The 23,730-nt window shown below is 72.1% G+C and carries 6 protein-coding genes; 5 read left to right on the plus strand and 1 reads right to left on the minus strand.

Features of this window, described 5'->3' with window-relative positions:
- Nucleotides 1-18: 18 nt before the first annotated feature.
- From BLT23_RS42080 to BLT23_RS21790, 5 genes are all read left to right on the plus strand, one after another.
- On the plus strand, nt 19-1,725 hold the full coding sequence (locus BLT23_RS42080; RefSeq protein ID WP_090051683.1) for a WXG100 family type VII secretion target: 1,707 nt from the start codon (nt 19-21) through the stop codon (nt 1,723-1,725).
- On the plus strand, nt 1,722-2,483 hold the full coding sequence (locus tag BLT23_RS21760) for an ESX secretion-associated protein EspG (RefSeq protein ID WP_090051684.1): 762 nt from the start codon (nt 1,722-1,724) through the stop codon (nt 2,481-2,483). The genes BLT23_RS42080 and BLT23_RS21760 overlap by 4 nt, the downstream gene beginning before the upstream one ends.
- A 43-nt stretch (nt 2,484-2,526) precedes the next feature.
- Nucleotides 2,527-3,045, plus strand: a complete 519-nt coding sequence (locus tag BLT23_RS21765) for a YbaB/EbfC family nucleoid-associated protein (RefSeq protein ID WP_090051685.1) — start codon at nt 2,527-2,529, stop codon at nt 3,043-3,045.
- Between the two features lie 48 nt (nt 3,046-3,093).
- Nucleotides 3,094-5,106: a YML083C domain-containing protein gene (locus tag BLT23_RS21770; RefSeq protein ID WP_090051686.1), complete on the plus strand. Its 2,013-nt coding sequence runs from the start codon at nt 3,094-3,096 to the stop codon at nt 5,104-5,106.
- Between the two features lie 65 nt (nt 5,107-5,171).
- Complete coding sequence (locus tag BLT23_RS21790) at nt 5,172-22,451, plus strand: hypothetical protein (RefSeq protein WP_176946866.1); 17,280 nt, start codon at nt 5,172-5,174, stop codon at nt 22,449-22,451.
- A 50-nt stretch (nt 22,452-22,501) separates the two neighbouring features.
- On the opposite strand, the gene BLT23_RS21795 is transcribed toward BLT23_RS21790, so the two are convergent.
- Nucleotides 22,502-23,707 carry an MFS transporter gene (locus BLT23_RS21795; RefSeq protein ID WP_245744086.1) on the minus strand — a complete coding sequence of 402 codons (1,206 nt, stop codon included), beginning with the start codon at nt 23,705-23,707 and terminating at the stop codon, nt 22,502-22,504.
- Nucleotides 23,708-23,730 lie beyond the last annotated feature (23 nt).

Below are 23,730 nucleotides of genomic sequence, written 5' to 3' on the forward strand. Positions count from 1 at the left end.
GCGAGAGGCGAGCCGGTCATGCCCCCCGAGACCGACCCCAGTCAGATCGAGAACGTCCCGGTCCTCACGGATCCGCAGAACTGGGCGTCGCGATCGCACCAAGAGCTGTACGCCGCGGTGCACACGAACAACGACCCCGGCCAAGCCGGTCAGATCAGCTCAGAGTGGAGCAAGTACGGCAACGAGCTCACCGAGGCGTCACGCATGATCAACTCGGTGATCGCCTCGTCGGAGTCGAAGTGGACGGGTGAGTCCGCCGAGGCCGCGCGCGACGCGATGAAGAGGCTCGGCGACTGGGTCGACGAGACCGCGCGCACGGCCGTCGAGGTCGGCAAGAAGGTCGCCGACCAGGGCCACGTCATGGAGAACGCCCGCGCGCAGATGCCCGCCCCGATCGAGTTCGACTGGGCGAAGGCCGCCGCCGCGCTGTCGCAGCCGGGCACGGCCTCGTTCGTGCTGGCCGCGGCGGACATCGCGGCCGCCAACTCGGCGTCGCGCGCGGCGCACGACCACGCGATCCACGTCATGACCGACATGGAGAACAACTCCCGGCAGATCGACTCGTCGGTGCCGACCTTCAAGCCGCCGTTCAACCCGAACACGGGCACGGTCGAGGAGCCGGTGCTGGCGCGCACGCTCGCCGCGGGCGCTCCGACGCTCGCCAGCGCGGAGACGCTCATGGCCGCGCAGACCGCGACCGGGGCCGCCGTGTCCGACGTGCCCGCCGTCAACGGTGGCGCGGGCGCGGGTGGCGCGGGTGGCGGTGCCGGTGGCAACGCCGCCGCCTACAACGGTCCCAGCGCGACCCAGCCCGCCGCGGCGGCCTACTCGCCGGCGGCCCCCGGCTACGCGGCTCCCGGCACGGCCGGTGCCGTCAACGGTGGCGCGGGTGCCGGTGGCACGGGCGGGGCAGGCGCCGGTGGCTCGTACACGCCGCAGATGCCGAACTACAACCCCGGCAACACCAACGCCGCGGCGGCCTACACGCCGACCGCGCCGGGCTACACCCCGGCCGCCAACACGGGTGGCACCTACACCAGCGGTGCGGGCAGCAGCACGTACACGCCCCAGCTGGGCGGCGGCTACACGCCGAGCCTCGGCGGCGGCGTGACCAAGGGCGGCGGTGGCAACAGCGGCAGCTCGTACACGCCGCAGATCCCGAACGTGCCGACGGTCGGCAAGGACATCGCCAACCCGAACTACACCCCGCAGAACCCCAAGTTCACCCCCACCGCACCGGGTTACACCGGTCCGGGCGGCACCAGCGGCTTCGGCGGCGGAGCGGGTGGCGCCGGTGGTGGCGGTGCCGGCGGCGGTGGCGGTGCCGGCGGTGGCGCGGGCATGAAGGGCGGCCCGATGGCGTTCACGCCCTCGATGGGCGCGGGCGGCGGTGGCGGTGCCGGCGGCTTCGGCGGCGCGGGTGCCGGCGGTGCCGGTGGCGCCGGCACGATGACGCCCGGTGGCTCTGCCGGTGTGCAGGGCCAGCAGATGCGCGGCGGCATGCCGATGGGCATGGGCCCCGGTGCCGCGTCCGCGGCGGGCGCCGGCATGGGCGGCGCGCCGATGGCCCCCGGTGCGGGTGGCCGCGGCGAGGACGACAAGGAACACCGCTCCGCCAGCTACATCATGGGCGGCGACCTGTTCGAGATCCCCGGCGAGAACCTGCCCCCGTCGGTGATCGGTGCCGCCAAGGTCAAGAAGCAGAAGGGGTCCGAGCAGTCGTGATCACGCCGGAGTTCCTGCTCACGCCGCGCGAGTTCGACGTCCTCTGGCACGAGCTGCGGCTCGGCCGGGTGCCGTACCCGCTGGACGTTCCGAGCGAGGGCGACACGGAGCAGGACCGCCGGGTGCTGCGCGAGAACACGCTCGAGGACCTGCGTCAGCGCGGTCTGGTCGGCAACCAGCGGCTGGAGGACCACCTCCGGCTGCTGAACGACCACGAGGTCTCCGTCGACGCCGTCGCGGGGCTCGACCGGACCGTGCGGGCCCTCGCCGCCTCCAACGGCGACAGGGCCGTGCTGGCGATCATCGACGACGACCGGGTCGGGCTGCTCACCATCCGGGAGACCGGCATCGCGCGCGAGATCGTGCGGGTGCTGCCGGACGGGGAGCCCGGTCCCGGCACCGCCGTCAACGTGCGGGTGGAGACCCTGAAGGAAGCGGTCGCGATCAAGGAGGCGGAGAGCAGGAGCGCCTCCGACGACCTCCTCGGCGTCGGCGAGACCGAGGACGACGACCGCGAGGCGCTGCAACAGGCCGGTCTGTCGCCCCAGGACGCCAAGCAGGTCGGCGAGCTCGCGGCCAACCGCGTGGCGGGCGGCCAGTTCGGCGTCACCCGTGGCCAGCAGCGAGCCGGTGTCGTGATCAACTGGTTCGACACCCACCAGGGCCGTTACCTGATGGTCAACTCGGACGGCTGGCTCAGCGTCTCGCCGACCGACAACGACCGCATCGCCACCCGCATCAACGCTGTGCTCGCGTGAGCTGACTCGCGACGCAGCCGAACCACCGCCGCCGGAGGACCGTGTGAATCCCGCCAACCCCTACCAATGGGTCGAAGAGTACGAGGCCAAGCTGGCCGACCTGAAGCAGAAGTCGGAGAACCTGACCGAGAACTTCGCGGCGTCCTCCGCGACGGTGACGTCGAAGGACGGCTCGGTGACGGTGACGGTGGGCCCCAACGGCGGCCTGCAGAACCTCCAGCTGGGTCACCGCGCGGTGGAGCTGGGCTCGTCCCGGCTCACCGCGGTGATCCTGGAGACCGCGCGACGTGCCCAGAAGCAGGCGGCGGAACAGGTGCTCGAGCTGTTCAAGCCGCTCGGCGAGGGCACGGAGGCGTACCAGATGGTCTCGGACTCGATCCCGTCCGACGACGAGGACGAGACCGAGGACAACGACACCTACGACGAGATCGACGACGAACCGGAACCGGCCCCTGCACCGCCGGCACCGGTGAGCCGGCCCCCCGCCGCCCCGCAGCCGCCCCCGGTCCGCGGACGGCCCCGTGCGGCCGACGACGATGACGACGACAACCAGCCCTGGTAAGGATCAACGATGACAGCGCCAGAAACTCCACTCCCGTCTCCTCCCGGGATGCACATCACCGAGGAGAACAAGCTCAAGGGCTCGCTGTTCATCGAGGCGTACGGCAGCCTCATCGACGGCATCAGCAAGGACGCGGAGTCCGAGACCGAGAAGGCTCTCGACATCACGTTCAACGCCATCGGCGCGGCGTCGGCCACGGTGATGCTCGCCATCGACCCGCTGGGCAGCATCATCGGCGCGGGCGTCGGCTGGCTGATCGAGCACGTGAGCTTCCTGCGCGACGCCCTCAACCAGCTGATGGGCAACCCGGAGGAGATCCAGGCCAACGTCGAGGCCAACAAGCAGCGGGCGGTCGAGATCCGCCAGCTGGCGGAGGACCACAAGAACGGCCTCGCGACGTTCGACGGCTGGACGGGTGAGTCGTCCGAGCTGTTCAAGACGTCGATGGACGGCATGTACCAGGAGCTCGACGAGCTCGCGAGCGCCGTCGAGACCAAGGCCAAGATCGTCGCGATCATGGGCATGCTGGTCCAGGTCCTGCGCGACATCGTCCGCGACCTCATCGCCCAGCTGATCGGTTCGCTGATCGGTGGCGCGATCCTCGCCGCCGCCGCCATGATCCCGACCTTCGGCGCCTCGATCCCGATCTTCTGCGGCTTCGCCGTCGGCAAGGCCGTCGCGCTGGGCACGAACATCGCGTCCCGCGTCGCCCGCGTCGTCGCCGCGCTCGCCCGGCAGATGAAGCGCATCGGCGACCTCGACGACATCATGGCCAAGATCAGCAAGGGCTGGCAGCGCTTCGAGAACGGCGCGGACGTCGCCGAGATCAGCTGGGAGGCGTACAAGGCCCAGAACGACGTCGACAAGGCCGTGGACGGCGCCCGTGGCGGCTCCGGGTCCACCCAGACGTCGGCGGCGGAGACGAACGCCCGCACCGAGACGGTCCAGGCCCGGCCCGCCGAGACGGTCGCGCGCGTCGCCGCCGAGGCGCCCACGGCCGAGCGCGCGGTGATGGCCAACGCGTTGCACCGGCCGACCGAGCAGGCGACCGCGCAGGTCCAGGGCAAGCTGGCGAACGAGGTCATGCGCCCGACCGCCCAGGTCCAGGGCACCCCGGCCCACGCGCTCCTGCGACCGACCGAGCAGGTCCAGGCCACCCCGGCCCACGCGCTCCTGCGTCCCACCGAACAGGTCCAGGCCACCCCCGCCATGCGGGCGATGGCTCCGCTGGAACCCATGCAGCAGGGCACGCCGGCCATGCAGCCGATGGAAGCGTTGCAGCCCCGGCACGAAGCGCTGCGGCCGCTGGAGCCCACGCAGTCCTTCGTGCGGGCCGAACGCCCGGTGGAGCCGTTGCAGCCCATGCAGTACGGCGAGCGCATCGCGGCCGAACCCGCCCAGCCGTTCCAGCAGGCACGCCTGGCGGACACGCCCGTCCAGCCGTTCCAGCAGGCGCAGGCACGTCTCGCCGACGTGCAGCCCATGCAGTACGGCGAGCGCATCGCGGCCGAACCCGTCCAGCCGTTCCAGCAGGCACGCCTGGCGGACACGCCCGTCCAGCCGTTCCAGCAGGCGCAGGCACGTCTCGCCGACGTGCAGCCCATGCAGTACGGCGAGCGCATCGCGGCCGAACCCGTCCAGCCGTTCCAGCAGGCACGTCTGGCGGACACGCCCGTCCAGCCGTTCCAGCAGGCGACCGCGTCGGACTCGACGGTGGCGTCGGGCGTCAGCATGACGGCGGGCTCTCCGGTCCACGACGTGCAGCCGATGCAGGCGCGCGAGATGTACTACAGCGAGTCCACGCCGTCGTCCGAGCCGCTCCAGCCGATGTCCTCCGGCTACGAGCCGATGGCCAGGACGCAGATGGCCAACGTGGCCGAGACCCTCGCACCGTCGCAGCCGCGTGAGTTCTCGCGGATCGAGGCGCAGCCGTTCTACGAGAGCGTGAACCCGTTGACGGCACACGAGGCGCTGCGGCCCACCGCGGGCTTCGAGGCCGGTGGCGAGACGAGCGCGACACTGCCGTCCGCTCCCGAGCGGACGGTCCGGCGGACCGACTGAGTCCGTCCCCGCAGCCGGGATCCCTGCTTTACCCGCCCTGACGCAGTATCTGGAGAAAGCCTCTCATGGCCAAGGTGAACCCCGCCCCCGCACCCGCCGTGGAACCGGCACCTCAGCCGGCCCCGGCGAACCCCGCGGCGAACCCTGGCGCGACGCCGTCGTCGCCCAGCGCGGGCACCAGCGGTGGTCCCACCGGCAAGAACGGCTTCTCCGTCAACCCCGACTCGATGCAGGGGTTGCAGAACAAGGCGGGTGACCTGGGCTCCCGGCTGCAGGGCATCGCGGGCGGCCTGCGCGGCCTGAACTTCAGCGGCAACGCGCTCGGTCCCATCGGGCTGTTCGCGGTGCCCGCGCTGAACCAGTCCAACGACAACGCCGTCCAGCAGGCGGACAAGGCGTCCAAGGCGTTCGACGACGTCAAGACGAAGCTCAACGCCACGCAGCAGACGTTCAACAGCGTCGACGCCGCGCAGCAGAAGACCTTCCAGTCCCTCGACCCGACCACGTCGGCCAAGAACGCGCCCAACAACCCCGGCAGCGCCCAGGGCCCGAACACGCCGGGCGGCCCGAACTACCAGGCGCCGCCCACGATCAAGGGCGGCGACGTCAAGGGCGGCCCCTCGGGCACCAACGCCCCCGGCGGGGGCAAGGTCACCGGACCGGCCACGATCAAGGGCGGTGACGTCAAGGGCGGTCCCGCGGGCACCGGCACCGCGGGGGGCGGCAAGGTCTCCTCCGGGCCGCAGGTCAAGGGCGGACCGGCGAGCTTCACGCCCACCGCCCCCGGCTACAACGGCCCCGGCGGCTCGGTCAGCACCCCGCCCAACGTGAAGGGCGGCGCCGGCGCCACGCCCGGTGGCGGCACCAACGCCACCACCGGTGGCTCCTCCGTCAGCGCCCCTCCGAACGTCAAGGGCGGCGCCCCTGGCGCTACCGGTGGCGCGAAGACGCCCGCCGCGTTCACCCCCACCGCGCCCGGCTACACCGGCCCCGGCGGGACCAACACCAGTGGTGGCGCGAAGGGCGGCACCACTGGTGGCACCGGTGGCGCCAAGACGCCCGCCGCGTTCACCCCCACTGCTCCTGGCTACACCGGTCCCGGCGCGACGAACGCCAGCGGTGGCGCCAAGGGCGGCGGCACCACCGGTGGTGCGAAGACTCCCGCGGCGTTCACGCCGACCGCGCCCGGCTACACCGGTCCCGGCGCGACGAACGCCGCCGGTGGCGCCAAGGGCGGCACCACCGGCGGTGCCAAGACTCCCGCGGCATTCACCCCCACCGCGCCCGGCTACACCGGCCCCGGCGCCACGAACCCCGGCGGCGCCAAGGGCGGCACGACGGGTGGCACCACGGGCGGTGCGAAGACGCCCGCGGCCTTCACCCCGACCGCTCCCGGCTACACCGGCCCCACGACTCCTGGCGGTTCCGCCAAGGGAGGCACGACTCCCGGTGGCACGCCTGGCGGCACGCCCGGTGGCACGAGCAGCGGTGGCGGCGCCAAGGCGCCCGCGGCCTTCACCCCGACCGCTCCCGGCTACACCGGCCCGAGCACTCCCGGCGGCAGCGCCGGGGTGACGTCCCCCGGCTCCCAGAACGCGGCCGGAGCGGCCGGTGGCGCACGCGGCGGCACCGCGGCTCCCGGCGCGGCGCCGGGCATGGCACCGCCGATGGCTCCCGGTGGCGCTCCCGGCGCCGGCGCGAGCGGTGGCGAGCGCAGCGGCAACAAGTTCGGTGGCGGAGTCGGCGGCAGCAAGGGCGTCTTCGACGCGCCCAAGGCCCCCACGCCCGACAACACCATCACCAAGGCTCCCGGCACCTCGCCCTCGACGCCTCCCCCGGCACCGAAGCCCACCCCGGCCCCGTTCACCCCGACGGCCCCCGGCTACACCGGCCCCGGCGCGGTCCCCGGCTCCAACGCCGGTTCGACCCCCGGCGGTGCCACTCCGGCCGGTTCCAACCCCGGCGGCTCCACCACGCCCGGCTCGACCCCCGGCTCCACGCCGGGCACCGGTGGCGCGAAGACGCCCGCGGCGTTCACCCCGACCGCGCCCGGCTACACCGGCCCCGGCGCCGTCCCCGGCTCCAACGCCGGTGGAACCTCCGGCGGCGCGACGCCGGGCGGTGCCACTCCGGGCGGCACCTCGCCTGGCGGTGGTGCGCCCAAGGGTTCGGTCCCCGGCATGCCCCCCGCCCCCGGCACCCCGGGCACCCCCGGCGGCACGCCGGGTGCACAGACCCCCGGCCCGCAGGCGTCGACGGTCACCTCGCCGTCGCAGAACGCCCCGCGCGGCGGCGCCACCGCCGGCCCGATCGCCTCCCCGGCGGCCAACGCCGGCGGCATGGCCCCGCCGATGGCTCCCGGTGGCGCTCCCACCGCCGGTGCGACCGGCGGCGAGCGCAGCGGCAACAAGTTCGGCGGCGGAGTCGGCGGCAGCAAGGGCGTCTTCGACGCGCCCAAGGCCCCCACGCCCGACAACACCATCACGAGGGCCCCCGGCACCTCGCCCTCGACGCCTCCCCCGGCCCCGAAGCCGACCCCGCTGACGCCCCAGCCGAGCACCACGACGCCGAACACCCCGGCACCGAACACGAACACCCCGCCGCCCGCGCAGACCCGCCCGGCCCCCACGCCGCCGCCGGTCACGCCTTCGCCGGCCACCACGCCCGGCACCCCGGCGCCGAACACGAACACCCCGCCGCCCGCGTCGGCCCGCCCGGCACCGGCCGCGCCCCCGGTCAACGCCCCCAGCACCAACGCGCCCAGCACCAACGCGCCGAACACGAACACGCCGCCACCGGCGTCCGCACGTCCGGCGCCGGCTGCACCACCGGTGAACGCGCCGAACACCAACACTCCCAACACCAACACGCCGAACACGAACACGCCGAACACGAACACGCCGCCGCCCGCGGTCACGCCGTCGCCCAGGGCCGACACGACGCCGTCCCCGCAGCAGCCCAAGGCGGACACGCCGCCTCCGGCCCAGACGCGCCCGGCGCCGGTCACCCCGCCACCGGTCAGCACGCCGCCCGTCAACACGCCGAGCCCGACTCCGAGCCCGACGCCCACGCCGAGCCCGGCGCCGAACGTCACCCCGCCACCGGCCAACGTCGCCACCCCTCCGCCGAGCACGACGTCGCCCAACACCGCGACGCCGCCGGCGAGCGTGCCGTCGCCGCGGCCGGAGTCGACCGTCCCGCCCGCCACGCCGGCGCCCAAGCCGGAGGCCACCACGCCTCCGGCGGCGGTGCCGACCCCGAACACCCCCAGCCCGAGCACCCCCGGCCCCAACACCGCGAACCCGGCGCCCGCCCCGAACACCAGCACGAACACCCCGAACCCGGCGCCCACCCCGGCAACGCCGAACCCGAACGCCACGCCCAACCCGCGCCCGGAGACGACCGCTCCCCCGGCCGGGACCAGGCCCGCGCCGGAGCCCGTGCAGACCCGCCCGGCCCCGGCCAACCCGAACACGCCCGCCCCGAACACGCCCACCCCCAACGCCGACGTCCCGCCGGCCAACCCCAACACCTCCACCGGCGACCCCGCCGTCAAGACGCGCCCGGCTCCCGCCGCGCCGTCGCCCACGCCGTCTCCCGCGCCCAGCCCCAACGTCACGAACACCGGCGCGGCGCCGGACGTCGTCGTGGTGGCGCCGGTGGCCGGGCCGAACCCCGCCCCCGGCACCGACGGGGGCCGTGGTTCCGACCCGGCCAACTCGTCCCCCGACGCTCCGCCGCAGGACAGCACCACCCCGGACGCCGGTTCGTCGGTGAAGGACCTGCTGGCCGACGTCGACAATGTCGTCGTCGCGGTGGGCAACGCGAAGGGGCTCGGCCACCAGGCCGCCGCGACGACGCTGGTGAAGTCGTTGCGCGACGGCGGTTTCCAGGACAAGGTCACCTTCGTCGCCGACCCCGAGTCCGCGACGAAGATGGAGCTCCTGATCACTCCGGACCTCCAGCCGGTCGAGATCGTCAACTCGCCGAACCACTCCCCGGACAGCAAGACGCTGTTGCTGTCGGCGGGTGAGGACACGGTCGGTCCGAAGAACCCGCGTGCCGCCCTCGAGTTCCTCGACAAGAACAACGTGGACGAGGCGGTCGTCCTCAAGCCGTACGCCTGGGAGATCAGCTCGCGACTGCTCCTGCAGCGCGATCCGAACGCCGAGGGCGGCGTCAAGATCACCGATCTGGACCCACACATCAGCCCGCAGGCGCGCTACGTCTACGACGTGCCGAAGGTCGGCGACCTGAAGGACCTGGCCGCGCTCATCGACAACGAGATGCCCAACGACCCCGCGAAGGCGCAGGGCATCAAGACGGTCGCCGACGCGGTGATGAGCGACAAAGCCGACCTGATGCCGGTGTACGGCCTCGGGGCCGTGGACCTCATGTACCGCCCCGGCGTGTCCAACAACCTCGCGACGGCCCTGCACTCGCTGGACACGAAGCCGTCGATCATGATGGAGATCACCGACTCGTCGGTGTGGTTCGTGCCGAAGTTCGAGGCGGACTGGCTCAAGCGCGCGGACATCGCCTCCCCCGACCTGCAGCAGCAGATCGACGACCTGAAGCAGGGCGACGTCCTGGTGGTGAACACCGGGTCCATGCCCCAGAACGTGTTCCAGCAGGTGTTCCAGCTCGGCAGCCTGCCCGCGATCAACGAGGGCGCGAACTCCACGAACCTGACGCACCTCATCGAGAGGCCGAACATCTCCGTCCTGACCGCCAAGACGCCCTACCCGGACGTCCCCGGCGCGGACGGTGCGGCCAAGGCCGACCTGGACAAGGCGAGCGAAGGTCTTCGAGCAGACACCCCCTGGATCACACACGTCACCGAAGGTGATGCGAAGGAGGCTGCGGCGCGGGCGATGAACGTCACCGCCGCCCTCGAGACCTTCAACGCCCTCAGGGACTACGTGCAGTCGCCGGGCCGCGACCCCAACGAGCCGGCCAGCAGCGTCACCCAGGTCTCCACCGTGCTCAAGCCCGCGATCGAAGGCCAGGGCGCGGCGGTCGCGGACATCCTCTCCGATCTGCCGGAGGCCGGGCAGATCGCCGACTACATCGACAGCAAGCCGGGAAGCTCCGGGAGTCAGTTCAACTTCGGCGCCGACGACGTCGACCTCACCAAGGACCAGCTCGACAAGATCATCGACCTGCTCGAGGCGCAGAAGCCGGGGCTTCAGGACCAACTGTTCAACACCCCCGCGAGCAACGACCCGGGCGGTACGGTCGACTCCCCCGATCCGAAGACGGCGGAGAACGTCGCCCACCTCACCGACCTGCTGAAGAACCTCTCGCAGCCGGACAGCGACGTGAGCAAGTACTTCTCGCAGGTCTACGAGGACGCGCGCGCACCGCACAACAACCAGGTCGTCCAGGCCCTGACCCTGTGGCAGAACCCGCCTTCCCCCGACACGCCACCCCGGTACGCGCCGCCGGCGCCCGAAGCCCCGTCGTCGCCGACCGCTCCCCCGGCCCAGCCGGCGCCGGCCGCCCAGGTGCCGAGCCCGCCGACGACGGTGGACGCGCCGCCACCAGCCGCACCGGCCCCCGCGCCTGCGCCCGGCCCGGTCAACACCGACACGAGCACCGGCACGGACGTGGAGTCCGACACCGAGTCCGACGGACCGGACATGACCGACGTCATGTTCGACTTCGGCACCGACACCAACACCGACGCACCCGCGCCCGCACCTGCTCCCGCGCCCGCGGTGAACAACCCCGCGGACACGAACGCCGACAGCGACGCCGAATCCGATGCCGAGTCCGACGGACCGGACATGACGGACTTCCTGTTCGACTTCGGCACCGACACCAACACCGACGCGCCTGCGCCTGCACCGGCGCCCGCGGTGGACAACCCTGCGGCGACGAACGTCGACAGCGACGTCGAGGCCAACACGGAGTCCGATGCCGAGTCCGATGGACCCGACATGACCGACTTCCTGCTCGACTTCGGCACCGACACCAACACCGACGCGCCTGCACCCGCGCCTGCACCCGCGCCTGCACCCGCGCCTGCGCCTGCGCATGCGGTAAACAACCCGGCAGAAGAGAACGCTGACAGCGACGTCGAATCCGATGCCGAGTCCGACGGACCCGACATGACGGACTTCCTGCTCGACTTCGGCACCGACACCAACACCGACGCGCCTGCGCCCGCACCCGCGCCTGCGGTGGACAACCCGGCGGACACGAACGTCGACAGCGACACCGAGTCCAACGCCTCGAACTACTTCGACGCCCGGTCCAACCCGGACACCACCAGCGACGTCGACTCGGACACCGACTCCTTCTTCGACGCCCGGTCCAACCCCGACACCACCCCTGGCACCACCACTGACACCGACACGGCCGCGGACACCCAGACGCCCGCACCGAGCACCTCCGCCGACGCGCGGCCCGCTCCTGCCCCTCCGGCACCCCCGGTCGCACCGCCGCCGCCCGCCGCGCCGCCGATGCCCGCTGCACAACCGGCTCCGAGCACGAGCACGAGCACGGACAAGGCCGTGGATGGCGACGGTCCCAAGCGCATCAAGGTCGGCGCCCCGCCGCCCATGACGCCGCCGACGCCGGAGTCGCACCGGGGCAAGGACGTCTTGACCGACGAGTCGTGGCGGCATGACCCGGCGAAGACGGCGGACTGGTCGACGCCGAACAACCCGGCTGACCGCAGCACGTGGGCCGATCGTCGCAACGACACCGATGTCCGCACGGTCGACCAGATCGTGCATGACGTGCGCACCGACAGCACGGTGTCGGACATCAAGTCGTACCAGGGTTTGATCAACTACGACCTGCGGCGGATCGAGACCACGCCGGGCAACTTCGTGCAGGAGTACACCGTCAAGGTGCACCTCGACCCTGCCGCGAACGTCACGCCGGAAACGATCGCCCAGGTCAAGGACAACGCCACCAACGGCGTCAACAACCTGGTCAACAAGGGCTTCCGCCTGCCCAGCGGCGACCAGTTCCACCTCAACCTCGAGTTCACCGACAACAAGGCCGACGCCCACACCAGCGTCAAGGTCGACCCCGCCAACCCCAACCTCGACCAGACCCACTGGAACGGCGACGCCAGCCCCGAGGTCCTCGCCCACGAAACCCTGCACTACCTCGGAATCCCCGACGAGTACAAAGACAGCACCCGCGTCTTCCAGCAACACGACACGAACTCCGGCGTCCACCAGAACGACGGCGGCATCATGGGCGCCGACCTCCACCTGCCCGACCCCGGCGTCCTCCCCCGCCACCTCTGGCTCATCGAACGCACCGCCAACAGCCAGGTCATGGTGCCCGACACCACCATCGAACCCGCCGGACCGGCCACCGTGCCACCACCGGCAGGCTGGACTCCGCCCGAGTCCACCACCGACACACCGTCCACTCAGGACACCTTCACTCCTCCCAAGACGTTCGTCGGACCGGACGTGCAGACGCGGCCGATGGACGCGGACATGCACATTCCCGGCGCCTTCCCCGTCGACGCGGACGCCGACGTGCGTCCTCCGCAGACGCACCTGCCGAACCTGGACAAGGTCGGCCTGGTCGAGTCCGTCCTGCGCGGCGCGGCCTTCCAGGGCGTGGACGTCCCGAACGCGGCGCCGCTGGTCGGGTTCACCGACATCAAGACCACTGTGGACGGTGTGGTCGCGGACGTCCGCGAGAACCCGGGGAAGCACGACCACCCCGCGCTGAACCCGCCCGCCCTGTCGAACTGGGTGGCGGGCAACGTCAGCCCCGACGCGCTGGCGAAGTTCCACCCCGACCTGGAACCGAACACCCCCGGCCTCACCGGTGACGCCAAGGTCGACCAGTGGCGGGCCAACCTCGCCACCGACCTCGCCACCGGGTCGGCGAAGCGCTGGGACGTCGTCAACGCCGGGCTGGACACCACCGGCATGAAGCCGAGCGACGTCGACGTGATCAACCACATCACGCAGGAGGTCCGGCAGAACGGCGCGCTGCCGTCGTCGCCCGATCTCGTCGCCCACGCGCTCCAGACGCCGGCGTGGGCCGACTCCCAGGTCGGCAAGGTCCTGCCCGACTCGATCGCGCAGGCGTTGGACGTGCAGATCGTCGTCGACAACGACGGCGTGCGGACCGTGCACGGCCCGGCGGGCGCGACGCAGGTGCAGCTCGTCTCGCAGGACGGCACGTTCGGCGCGATCGGCTCCCCGACGCCGCGGGAGTTCCAGGCAGGCATGGAGGCGTGGCTCGCGGGCAAGTCGTCCGCCGAGATCAACCAGACCATCGGCGACCTGTACAAGGGCCGCCAGGACAAGGGCCTGTACGACGCCGCGCAGAAGACCCAGCTGATCAAGCGCGCCGCCGCCCACCCCGGCGGCCCGACGGGGTTCAAGAAGGACCTGCTGGACGAGCAGGCGAAGATCGAGCGCAGGCTCAAGGACTCCCGGTCCCAGCTGTCCCTGCTGCCCCAGTCGTTCCAGTCGCCGCAGCAGCGTCAGCAGCAGTCCCAGGTCAAGCTGGACATCGCACGGGACACCGATCTCCAGGCGAAGGTCAAGAACCAGATCGCCGAGCTGGACGCCGCCAAGCAGCGTGCGGCGCTGATCCACGCCGTCGACACCTACGTCGCGGGTCCGACCGCCGACAAGCTCACGAAGCTCGGGCCGGGCGCACGGCGCGAGCTCGAAGCGCACGTGGCGGCGGAGATCGCGGCGGCCCAGAACGCCGGGTTCGACGTCACGGAGCTGAAGGTTCTGCAGCGGCGGCTGGAGAACGAGACCAACGCGCGGGCCGCGGTGACCCAGGCCCTGCGGCACGGCGGTGTGCCCGCGCTGCAGAAGGAAGTGGACAAGGCCAGGACCGCGCTGGAGGACTTCCGCGAGGGCAAGGACGTCTACACCGGCTTCAACGGCTTCATGAACCGGTGGTTCGGCACCGGCGAGAACATGAGCCATGTCGACTTCGACGCGCTCATCGCCGAGGCCGAGGCGACCGTGGCGGCGAACGAGCGGCAGCTGGCGTTCGCCACCGATCCCGAGTACAGCAACCGCTTCACGAAGATCACGGAGATCTGGGACCGGATCCACCGGGTCGAGCAGATCAGCAAGAACCTCGGTGAGGGCGGACGGCGCCAGGCGGAGCTCGAAGCCAAGATGCGGGCGGCCGCGGACGCGCGGGAGAACCCGGCGCCGCGCGACGAGGCCGGTCCGAGCACGAACCCGGCCCCGGCCACCGGCGTGGACGCCCGGCAGGACGGCCCCCGGCTCAGCGACTGGCAGGAGCACTCGGCGTTCAAGGCGTCGTTGTTCGGCAAGTCCTCCGCCGAGCTGGACGCCCTGGCGGCGCTGCACCGCGACAACCCGGAGCGGTCGTACGCGATCGAGCTCATGTCCCGCAACCTGGAGGTCGCCGGCAAGGACGGCGGCATCGACCAGGAGCTGCGGGACCTCGAAGCCGAGATCCGGACCACCCGCGGCGACATCGACGACCTGAAGCACCTCTCCGACGCGCTGCCGGACGCCTGGAAGACCGAGCTGATGCTCACCGACCAGGCGCAGCGCCAGGCCGAGCGGAGCGACCTCGAGCTGCAGGCGCTGAAGCTCGACGTCGAGGCGGCCAGGCTGCAGAGCGACCGCCTGGACATCCTCACCGCGTACGCGCTGAACCAGCCAGCGAACCCGGACGCCCCCGGCTGGCAGTCGATGACGCCCCAGGACAGGGCGAACCTCCAGAACCACGTCGGTGGCCTCGTCGAGGACGCGCGGGCCGCCGGACGGCCCGTCCCCGAGCTGGAGCGGCTGGCCGACACGCTGGCGGGTCTCCAGGTCGACCAGGGTCCGGTCCGGCAGGACCACGCCCCGGCCGCGCCCGTGGCGGAGACGCGCCCCGACCGGCCGTTCATGCAGGACCCGGCGTCGCGGTCCACCGCCCCGGACGTCGACCTGGCCGTCCCCGGTGGCTTCGGCCCCGTGCACACGGGCTCACCCGCCCAGTCGTTCGCGGCGTCGCTCTACGGTCTCGACGCCCCGGCGCTGCGGGAGATGCAGCAGAACCCGCACTACGCCAAGAACCCCGAGCGCGCCGCCGCGATCCAGCACGCCATCGACGTCGCGACCACCGCCAGCGCGCCCCGGATCTACGACGCGCGGATCCAGTACGTGCAGGACGGTCTCGACGCCGCCAAGGCGGAGCAGAACCGGTGGACCGCCGCCGACGTGGTGCCGGACGTGCTCAAGCCCCAGTCGGTGCTGGACGAGCAGGCGGCCCGGCGGGAGACCGCGGAGCGGAACATCCAGCGGCAGCAGGACCGCCTCGACAAGCTCACGGCCAACCGCGACGCGGCGATCACGGCGTTCGCGCTGCGCCAGCCCGCCGACCCGAACTCCTACGGCTGGCGTCAGCTGAGCGACACCGACGTCGCGGCCGTGCGCACCCACGTCGACCAGCAGATCCAGGACGCACGGACGGGCGGGCACAACACCCGCCACCTGGAGGCGTTGCGGGACTTCACCCAGCAGCTCCAGCAGGACCGGGCCGCCGGCTTGGCCGACGTGGACACGCGCCCGGCTCCGCCGGCCCCGGAGGCGGACACCCGCACGGCTCCGGCCACCACCCCCGAGCCCGAGGTCCTGACCCGCCCGGCCCCGCCGCCCGTCGGCCAGGTGCTGGCAGACGCGAAGGTCCTGCCGGAGTACTTCCAGGGCAACAAGGCCCTCGGCACCGTCTCCCCCATCGAGGTGAACGGCGCCGCGAACGTCACGGCAGCCATCGCGGGCATCACGGACGCCGACGCCAAGCGCATCCAGCGGGCGATCACCGGAGACTTCGAGTCGTTCCTGGACAAGGGCAGGAACTTCCAGATCAAGATCGGCGGTGACTGGTACGAGGCCAACATCCGCGCGACCATGACCGCGCAGACCGTCGTCCCGCCCGGCGCACCGCCCACCGCCGCGGTCCCCGTCCGGCCCGTCGACACGCCGGCCAACAAGACCGACCTGATCGTGGCGTCCGGCAACACGTCGACCACCACGCACACCGTCGCCACGGCGAACGACGTCGGCACCGGCATCTCGGCCACCCAGGGCGTCGGCCCGTACGGCTCCGTCAGCGGCAAGGCGCAGCTGGCCACGCCTGCCCGGTCGCAGGCCATGTCGTCCTCGCTCACCGACTGGCGCGCGATCCGGCCGGGCGTGGGCTCGGTCGAGGCCACCGTCGAGGTCTCCTACCAGATCACCCTCGCCAACACGAGCGGTGGCATCAGGCCCCTGCCCCCGGTGGAGACCGGCACGTCCGTCAAGCTCAGCATCTCGAACGACCTGGCGGCCCTGACGGCGCCCGGCAACGAGAAGTCCGCCGTGACCCCGGCGGTCCCCGACTGGGGGGCGAAGCTCGAACACCCCGCCCCCGAGGCGGTCACGGTCGACGACCCGGTGAAGGCGTTCAACGACGTCGCGCGGAACCTGCACCCGTCGATCACGGCGATCGGCGCGCCGGGCCGCGAGGCGTTGCAGAACTTCCTGAGCCCGACCGAGATCCGCAACAACCTCGGCATGATGCTCACGGGCGCGCACGTGATGTCGCCGGACCTCGTCAGCGTGAACGCGGGTAAGGGCGCCGTGGTGCAGATGAAGGCGACCCTGCTGACCGCCGAGCTCGTCGGCAAGACCGACAGCACGGTGCTGCGCCTGCACGACATCGCGTCGCACAGCAGCGGTGTGTCGGCGACGACCAAGTCCGGTGGTGACGTCAACGCCGGTGTCGGCTTCAACTCCGGCGCCCCGAACCAGGTCGGCGGCCAGGTCGGTGTCACGGCCGGCTACTCGGCGCGCGTCGCCGAGAACGTCAGCGCGGGCATCAACACGAACCACCGGTCCGGCATGCAGGTCAAGGGCGACACCGGTCTGTACAAGGTGCGGGCCGAGATCGAGGTCAGGACGCCGAGCGGCGCCCCGGTGACCGTTCCCGTCACCACCTACCTGCGCGTCGGGTTGCCCGAGGCCGCGGCGATGGGCATGCCCGCGCCGGACGGCACCAGGAACACGGTCGCCGACACGAGCACCGCGGGCACCAAGTTCCCGCCGCCCTACATGGCGGGCGCGCTCGCGGCCGGCAACGCGCGGGTCGGCGAGTTCGCGGTGGCCTCCCAGGTCCAGACCCAGGTCGAGAACGCGCTGCGCGGCCTGGACGGGTTCGAGAAGTTCCTGCCGACCTGGTCCGACCCCGCCGCCGACCCGCGGTCGAGCAGGGGCAAGAGCTACGCGGACGTCGCCGAGCAGGCCGCGAACCAGCGCAAGCTGACCTCGCAGCTCTCGCCGACGGCGCTCAAGACCAACATGGACAGCCTGCTGGGTCCCGGTCTGACGGTGCAGCTGAAGAACAGCGGCACGACCAGCAACACCTACGTCAACGTCACCGTCAAGGCGGTCCTCGACGACGTCCGGCACGTCGGCCAGTCCGACCGCAACGTGCGGGAGTCCTCGGCGACCGGCCCGAAGCTCGACAGCGCCACGACCACCACCAAGGGCTTCAGCGCCGGCGTCGAGGGCAAGGTGGTGATCCCCGGCGAGAACGCCTCCGTCAAGGTGGTCGCCGGGCCGCAGGTGGGCGTGAAGTACAACCAGTCGAAGGCGGACAGGACCGCGGCCGGCCCGACCGTCAACAGCACCTCGCTCAACGTCGGCAGCCCGAACTCCCAGCTGTTCGAGAGCAACGTGCGGTTCGAGGTCGAGATCACCACGTTCACCCGGCACCGCAACTGGGTGCGGCACGTGACACCGGGCTCGCCCCACCTCAAGGTGCCCACGCCGCAGACCGTGGCGACCACCGGCACCGGCCCCGGCAGGCACCTCACGCCCATCACGGGCAAGGTGGGCCTCTGGGTGTCCGACAGCTCCACCATGAACCGCGACAGCAAGCCCTACACGCCGGGCACGCCGACGTCGCGGGTCTTGGACGCCCCGCCGACCATCAACACCCTGCTGACCACCGCCCCCGCGCGCAAGCCACCGGAGTTCCTGCACGTGGAGGCCGTCGCGAACACCGCGGCGGTGCACGCGCAAGCCATCGACGCGCTGAACCGCGCGGCGGGCGGTGACTCGGTGCTCACCGTGCCGGGCACCGCGTCGCGGGCGCAGCTCGACAAGATGCTGTCCCCGGAGAACATCAAGGCGAACCTGCGCACGCTGACCACGACCGGCGTCCAGGAGCAGGGCTTCAAGTACGACCGGCGGGTCACCGACCGCTCCGGCGCGCTCGCGGTGAAGTTCGAGCTGGGCAAGGCGAAGTTCGTGTCGTTCGCGGACGACACCGCCACCGAGAACGCGCACACCGGCGGTTACAAGGCGAGCGAGTCGTCGACGAAGAACCAGTCGGTCGACATCACCGCGAGCGCGAGCGCGTCGTTCAGGCCGAACCTCCCGCCCACGCCGGAAGGCCAGCCGTCCACCGCCTACGGCACCGGCGGTGTCGCGGTGGCCGGCAAGTACACGCCGTGGTCGCAGTCGAAGACCACGGCGACCGAGATCAGCGGCAGCCACGACCGCAACCGCGTGACGCCCTCCAGCGGCCGCACCGTGCTGGTCCAGATCGACGCGACCGCCACGGTGGTCGCCGAGAGCCGCTCCGGCAACTTCGTCTACGGCGGCACCCCGTACGTCGAGGGCGCCACGGTCGACCTGCCGGGTGCGGTGTTCGTCCGGGTGAGCGAGGACGTCGCGCGCGAGATGAAGGCGCTGCCCGACATCCGGCCGGAGCTGCCTCCGGCCCCGCCGATGCCGACGGGGCCGGACGTGACGATGGCGCCGCCCGCGACGGTGAGGGCCGACGAGCCCAGCTCGCTCGGCCTGTCCACGGTCGAGAGCGTGCCGGACCTGTCCAACCTGGTCACGGATCTGATCGGACGGGCCAACACCAACACCGCAAAGCCGCTGAGCGGCCCGCTGCTGCCCGACTCGGTCCTCAAGGACTCGATGAGCAACATGCAGCGCCTGGTCGACTTCAGCTCGCCCGCGAGCGTGAAGGCGATGATCGACAGCGCGCTGGACGGCGGCGTGCCGCTGCTGGTGCACCAGCCCGGCACGTTCGGCAACGACTCCTACCAGGTGACCCTGAAGGCCACGACCGGGACGCCGAGGTACGAGAAGGTCGTCAACGACGGCGTCGAGATGGAGTCGACGGTCGCCGCGGCGAAGAAGGGGACCGACGGCCAGGGCCGCGGCACCTCCTGGGCGGTCGGCGTCAAGGCGACGGGCGCGGGAGTGCCGAGCACCGACAACCCGAAGGTGTCCACCGCCGCGGGCGCGGCCGGGGCCATGACCGTCGGCGGGGCCACCAGCAGCTCCGTCACGACCTCGACCACCGACCAGGACAGCCACTTCCGCGCCGCGAGCGGACCGGCGGTGCTCTACTCCGTGCCGCTCACGTTCGAGCTCGTGGTCGAGAAGGGGAACACGGAGATCGCGAGGGCGTCCGACGACACCCCGCGGGACATGGTCGTCCGCCTGCACGGGGACAACCAGAAGGTCAGCTCCTCGCCGGGGGCGACCGCCACGGGGTACTCGGCGACGGCCGACTCGCGGCCCGCCGCCGACGGCTCCCCGGAGGCGACCGCGGCGTTCCAGCAGGACGCCCGTGCCCACCAGCTGCCCCAGAGCGCGTCGGTCGAGAACCTCCGCGGCGCGCGGGACCTGCGCCGCGCCGCGGTGGCCGCGCTGATCAACGCCGGGGCGGGACAGGGCATCACCGGCAAGGGCACCGCCCCGCTCAACAGCCTGCAGGCGACGCTGAGCCCGGAGAACCTCCAGGCGCACCTGCCGCTGATGCTGTCCGGCCCGATGGAGGTGCCGGGCCTCAAGGAGGCGGCGCTGACGTGGGGCCAGCACGCCGACCTCAAGGTCTACGCGAAGCTCGTCGACCCGACGCTCGCCGGCGTCAGCGACAACGTGGCGCTGGAGAACCTGAAGACGCAGATCACCGCCACCACCGCCGAGTCGAAGGTCACCCAGTCCGCCGACATGTCGGTGGGTGTCGGGACCGTCGGCGTCACGGTCAAGCAGAACAACGACCCGAAGGACAACGTCACCTTCGCGTCGAACGGTGTCGAGGCGAAGCACGCGGGTGAGGACTCGTCCGCCACGTCCGGCGGGCAGACCGACAACAAGGTCAACAACGTCAAGCCGAAGACCCGGACCGGCCTCGTCCAGTTCGGCGTCGAGTACCGCCTGGTCGCGACGGTCGACGGCAGGACCGCCGTCGTCGACCTGTCCGTGCCGGGCTCGGCCGGTGTCCGCATGGTGGCGTCGGACGCGCAGGCCCTGCTGGGCAAGGACTTCCCCCCGGCGCTGGACACCGCCCAGACCAACCTGAAGCAGGCGGCGGACGCCTGGCGCGCCGCCGAGGTCCAGGTCGACCAGAAGCTGCACGCGGCGGAGGACGTCTACCAGCCCTCGGCGGACCTGTACGAGCAGCACAAGACGAACCTGGACGCGTCCCAGGGTCCGCTGGCCGAAGCGGTCAAGACCCACGAGACCGAGGCCGCGAAGCTCCCCGAACTGCAGTCGAACCTGGAGGCCGCGGAACAGGCGGCGGAGCGGGCCCAGAAGACCGTGACCGACCTGGAGGAGCGGGTCGACGCCCTCAACGGCGAGGCGACGCGCGCCCGGCTCGGGGTGACCGAGCTCAAGGACAACGGCGCCTCCGTCGAGGACGTGATGAACGCCGACGCGGACGCCACGAAGGCGAAGAACACGCTGAAGCAGGCGCAGACCGCGCTGGAGGACGCCAAGACGGCCCTGAACACCCGCAACCAGGAGGTCCGGGAACGCCGGGAGGAGCTGGAAGCGCAGCAGGAGGTCGTGAGGCAGGCCGACGCGGCCCGCGAGACCGCCCAGAACGCGCACGACCAGAACATCGCCCAGCGCGACGCCGACCGCGCCGTCTGGGAACCGCGGCGGGACACCGCGAGGACCGAGTTCGGCGACGCCCAGACCGCGGCCCGCGACCGGCAGCTGGAGTGGTGGGAGCAGAAGCGCCGCGTCGACGCGGAGATCGCCAACTACAACGCCGGGACCACGTCGGCCACCTCTGGCACCGATGAGAGCGGCGGGGGCGATTCCAGGAGTGGGGCCGAGCCGTCCAGCAGCCGCACCGATGAGGTTGTGACGCCCCCCGCGGAACCGGTGGTGCCGCCGATGCCGACCTGGGCCCCGCCCGAGGTGCCGGTGGTGCAGTCCGCGCCACTGGACCCGGTCGACGAGACGACCAGCGAAGCCGTGCCATCCAGCACGGTGGAGTCCACGGACAGCCCTGCGGAGCTGTTCGTGCCGCCGATGCCGACCCGGACCGCACCCGAAGTGCCCGTGGTCCAGTCCGCGCCACTGGACCAGGTCGACGAGACGACCAGCGAAGCCGTGCCATCCAGCACGGTGGAGTCCACGGACAGCGAAGTCCAGGCCGACTCCACGCAGGACGTTCCCGAGACGCCGAGCACCAAGGACGAGCCCGGCGAGGTCGTGACATCCCCCTCCGAGTTCGTGCCGCCGATGCCGACCCGGACCGCACCCGAAGTGCCCGTGGTCCAGTCCGCACCTCTGGACCAGACCGGGGAGACCGACCCGCAGGAGGTCGTCGGCCAGGACAGGAGCGCCGGCACCGACTCGACCACGTCCACCAGTGCCGAAGCGGCATCCGCACCCCCGACGCCGTGGGTGACCGGGACGACGACCGAGGTCCGGACTTCGCCCCGCACCGCGAACTTCGTGTGGGAGCCGGTGCTGCCGGGCCAGGTGTCCACGCCGAGCACTCCGGCGAACGTCCCGGCCGACACCGCGGCCCAGCCGCAGCCGAGTGCCGCGGAGGGCCAGTCCCAGCCGAGCACGGGGCCTGCCAACCTCGGCGAGACGCAGCGGCAGCTGGCGTCCCTCAACGAGGAGGTGCGCAGCGGCCGTCAGCCGGCGCCGACCCCGAACGGCCTCTACGCCGCCATCGGCAACGCCCTCCAGCTCGACCCGGAGGGGCTGCGCAAGGAGGTCGTGAACCTCGCGGCGTCCCACAACGCGGTGACCAAGGAGGTCGCGGGGTGGACCGCGGCCAGGCAGGTCCACCCGAGCCACGTGGCCGGTGCGTTGCTGGACAACCTCAACTGGCACCTGCAGGCGAACACGGCGGAGAACATGAGCGCCGGTAGCGCGCGTGACCTGGCGGCGCGGGTGATCGCGACGCAGCTCGGGGTCAACATCCGGATTCACCAGCCGTCGGGTCACCCGGTGCTGGTGCGGCCGATGGGGCCGTTGTTCGACAAGACCGTCGACATCGACATGGTGCTCGACGGGCGTCAGGTGACCTACCGGGCTCACCAGCCGCGGCAGTAGGCGTGCGGGCGCTTCGGGAGGTGGTCACGCCTCCCGAAGCGCCTGTTCTGTCATCTGGTGCTGAACCGCCGCGACGACGGGACCAGCGCGGCCGCGGCGGGGGCGGCCAGGCAGACCGCCGCGCAGACCACGAGCACGGTGCTCGCTCCCGCGAGGCCGACCGCGGGAGCGATCAGTGCCAGGCCGATCGGTGCCAGCCCGTACGACAGCAGGAAGTCCAAAGAGGACACACGGGCGAGCTTGGACGGTTCGACCTCGCGCTGGATCGCGGTGAACCAGGGGACGTTGAACAGCTCGATGCCGATCCCGGCCACGGCGTACGCGGCGACCAGCACGACCGGGTGCACCGGCAGCAGCAACCCGACGGGGATCAGGCCGTAGCACGCAAGCCCTGTCAGCGCCGCCCACCCGGCCGAACGCGGTCGCCAGCGGGCGATCAGCACTGCTCCCGCGAGCGCGCCGAGGGTGTGCGCGGTCGTGGCCGCCGCCAGCACCGCCTCCGTGCCGTAGCGGTCCCTGCTGACCACCGGCAGCAGCACGGCCGTGGCGGAGTAGCCGGTGGCGATCACCGCGGTCAGCGCGGCCAGGCCCGCGAGCATCCACGGGTGGCGGCGTGCTTCGCTGATGCCGTCGGCGAACTCCCGGACGAGCCCGGCGCGGGTCTTGGTGGCGATGGGGCCGCCGGTTCCGCGTGGTGGCACGAGAGCCGCGCACAGCCACGCGACGGCGGTCACGGCCAGCAACGTGCGTGCGTCCGCGACGAGGGACGCCAGTGCGGTGAGGCTCGGCGCCACCAGGGTCGTCACCCGGACGGCGAGGGTGGTCGCCGCGTTGGCCTGCTGCCGGTTCTGCTCCGGCACCACCTCGGCCACCAGCGCCTGGAACGCGGGCCGGCAGGCGCCCTGCCCGGCGCCGACGACCGTCGCGGCGACCGCCATCAGCAGCAGCGACCGGCCCATGCCCACCGCGATGAGCGGTGTCGCGATCCCGGCCGTGAGACAGGACCAGAAGACGACGGCCCGCCGCGGGTGCCGGTCCGCGAGCACACCGGCGACCGGGACGGCGGCCAGGAACCCGATCGTCCTGGTGGAGAGCACGACCCCCAGCTCGACGGCCGTGATCGACCGTTCGAGCACGCCCAGCCCCAGCACGAACGGCAGGGCCCACATCGCGAGCCCCGACGCCGTCGTGCCTGTCCAGAGCCGCAGGAAGGCGGTGTCGCGGAAGACGGACGCCGGTGCTGCATTCTCGGTCACGTGGCTCACTCCGGGGTCAGGGG

Source organism: Lentzea fradiae, from assembly GCF_900100955.1.
GTDB lineage: Bacteria > Actinomycetota > Actinomycetes > Mycobacteriales > Pseudonocardiaceae > Lentzea > Lentzea fradiae.

What these genes read in the sequence shown, in the direction of transcription:
- BLT23_RS42080 (WP_090051683.1), top strand. Translation starts at nt 19, where the DNA reads ATGCCCCCCGAGACCGACCCCAGTCAGATCGAGAACGTCCCGGTCCTC.
- BLT23_RS21770 (WP_090051686.1), top strand. Translation starts at nt 3,094, where the DNA reads ATGCACATCACCGAGGAGAACAAGCTCAAGGGCTCGCTGTTCATCGAG.
- BLT23_RS21790 (WP_176946866.1), top strand. Translation starts at nt 5,172, where the DNA reads ATGGCCAAGGTGAACCCCGCCCCCGCACCCGCCGTGGAACCGGCACCT.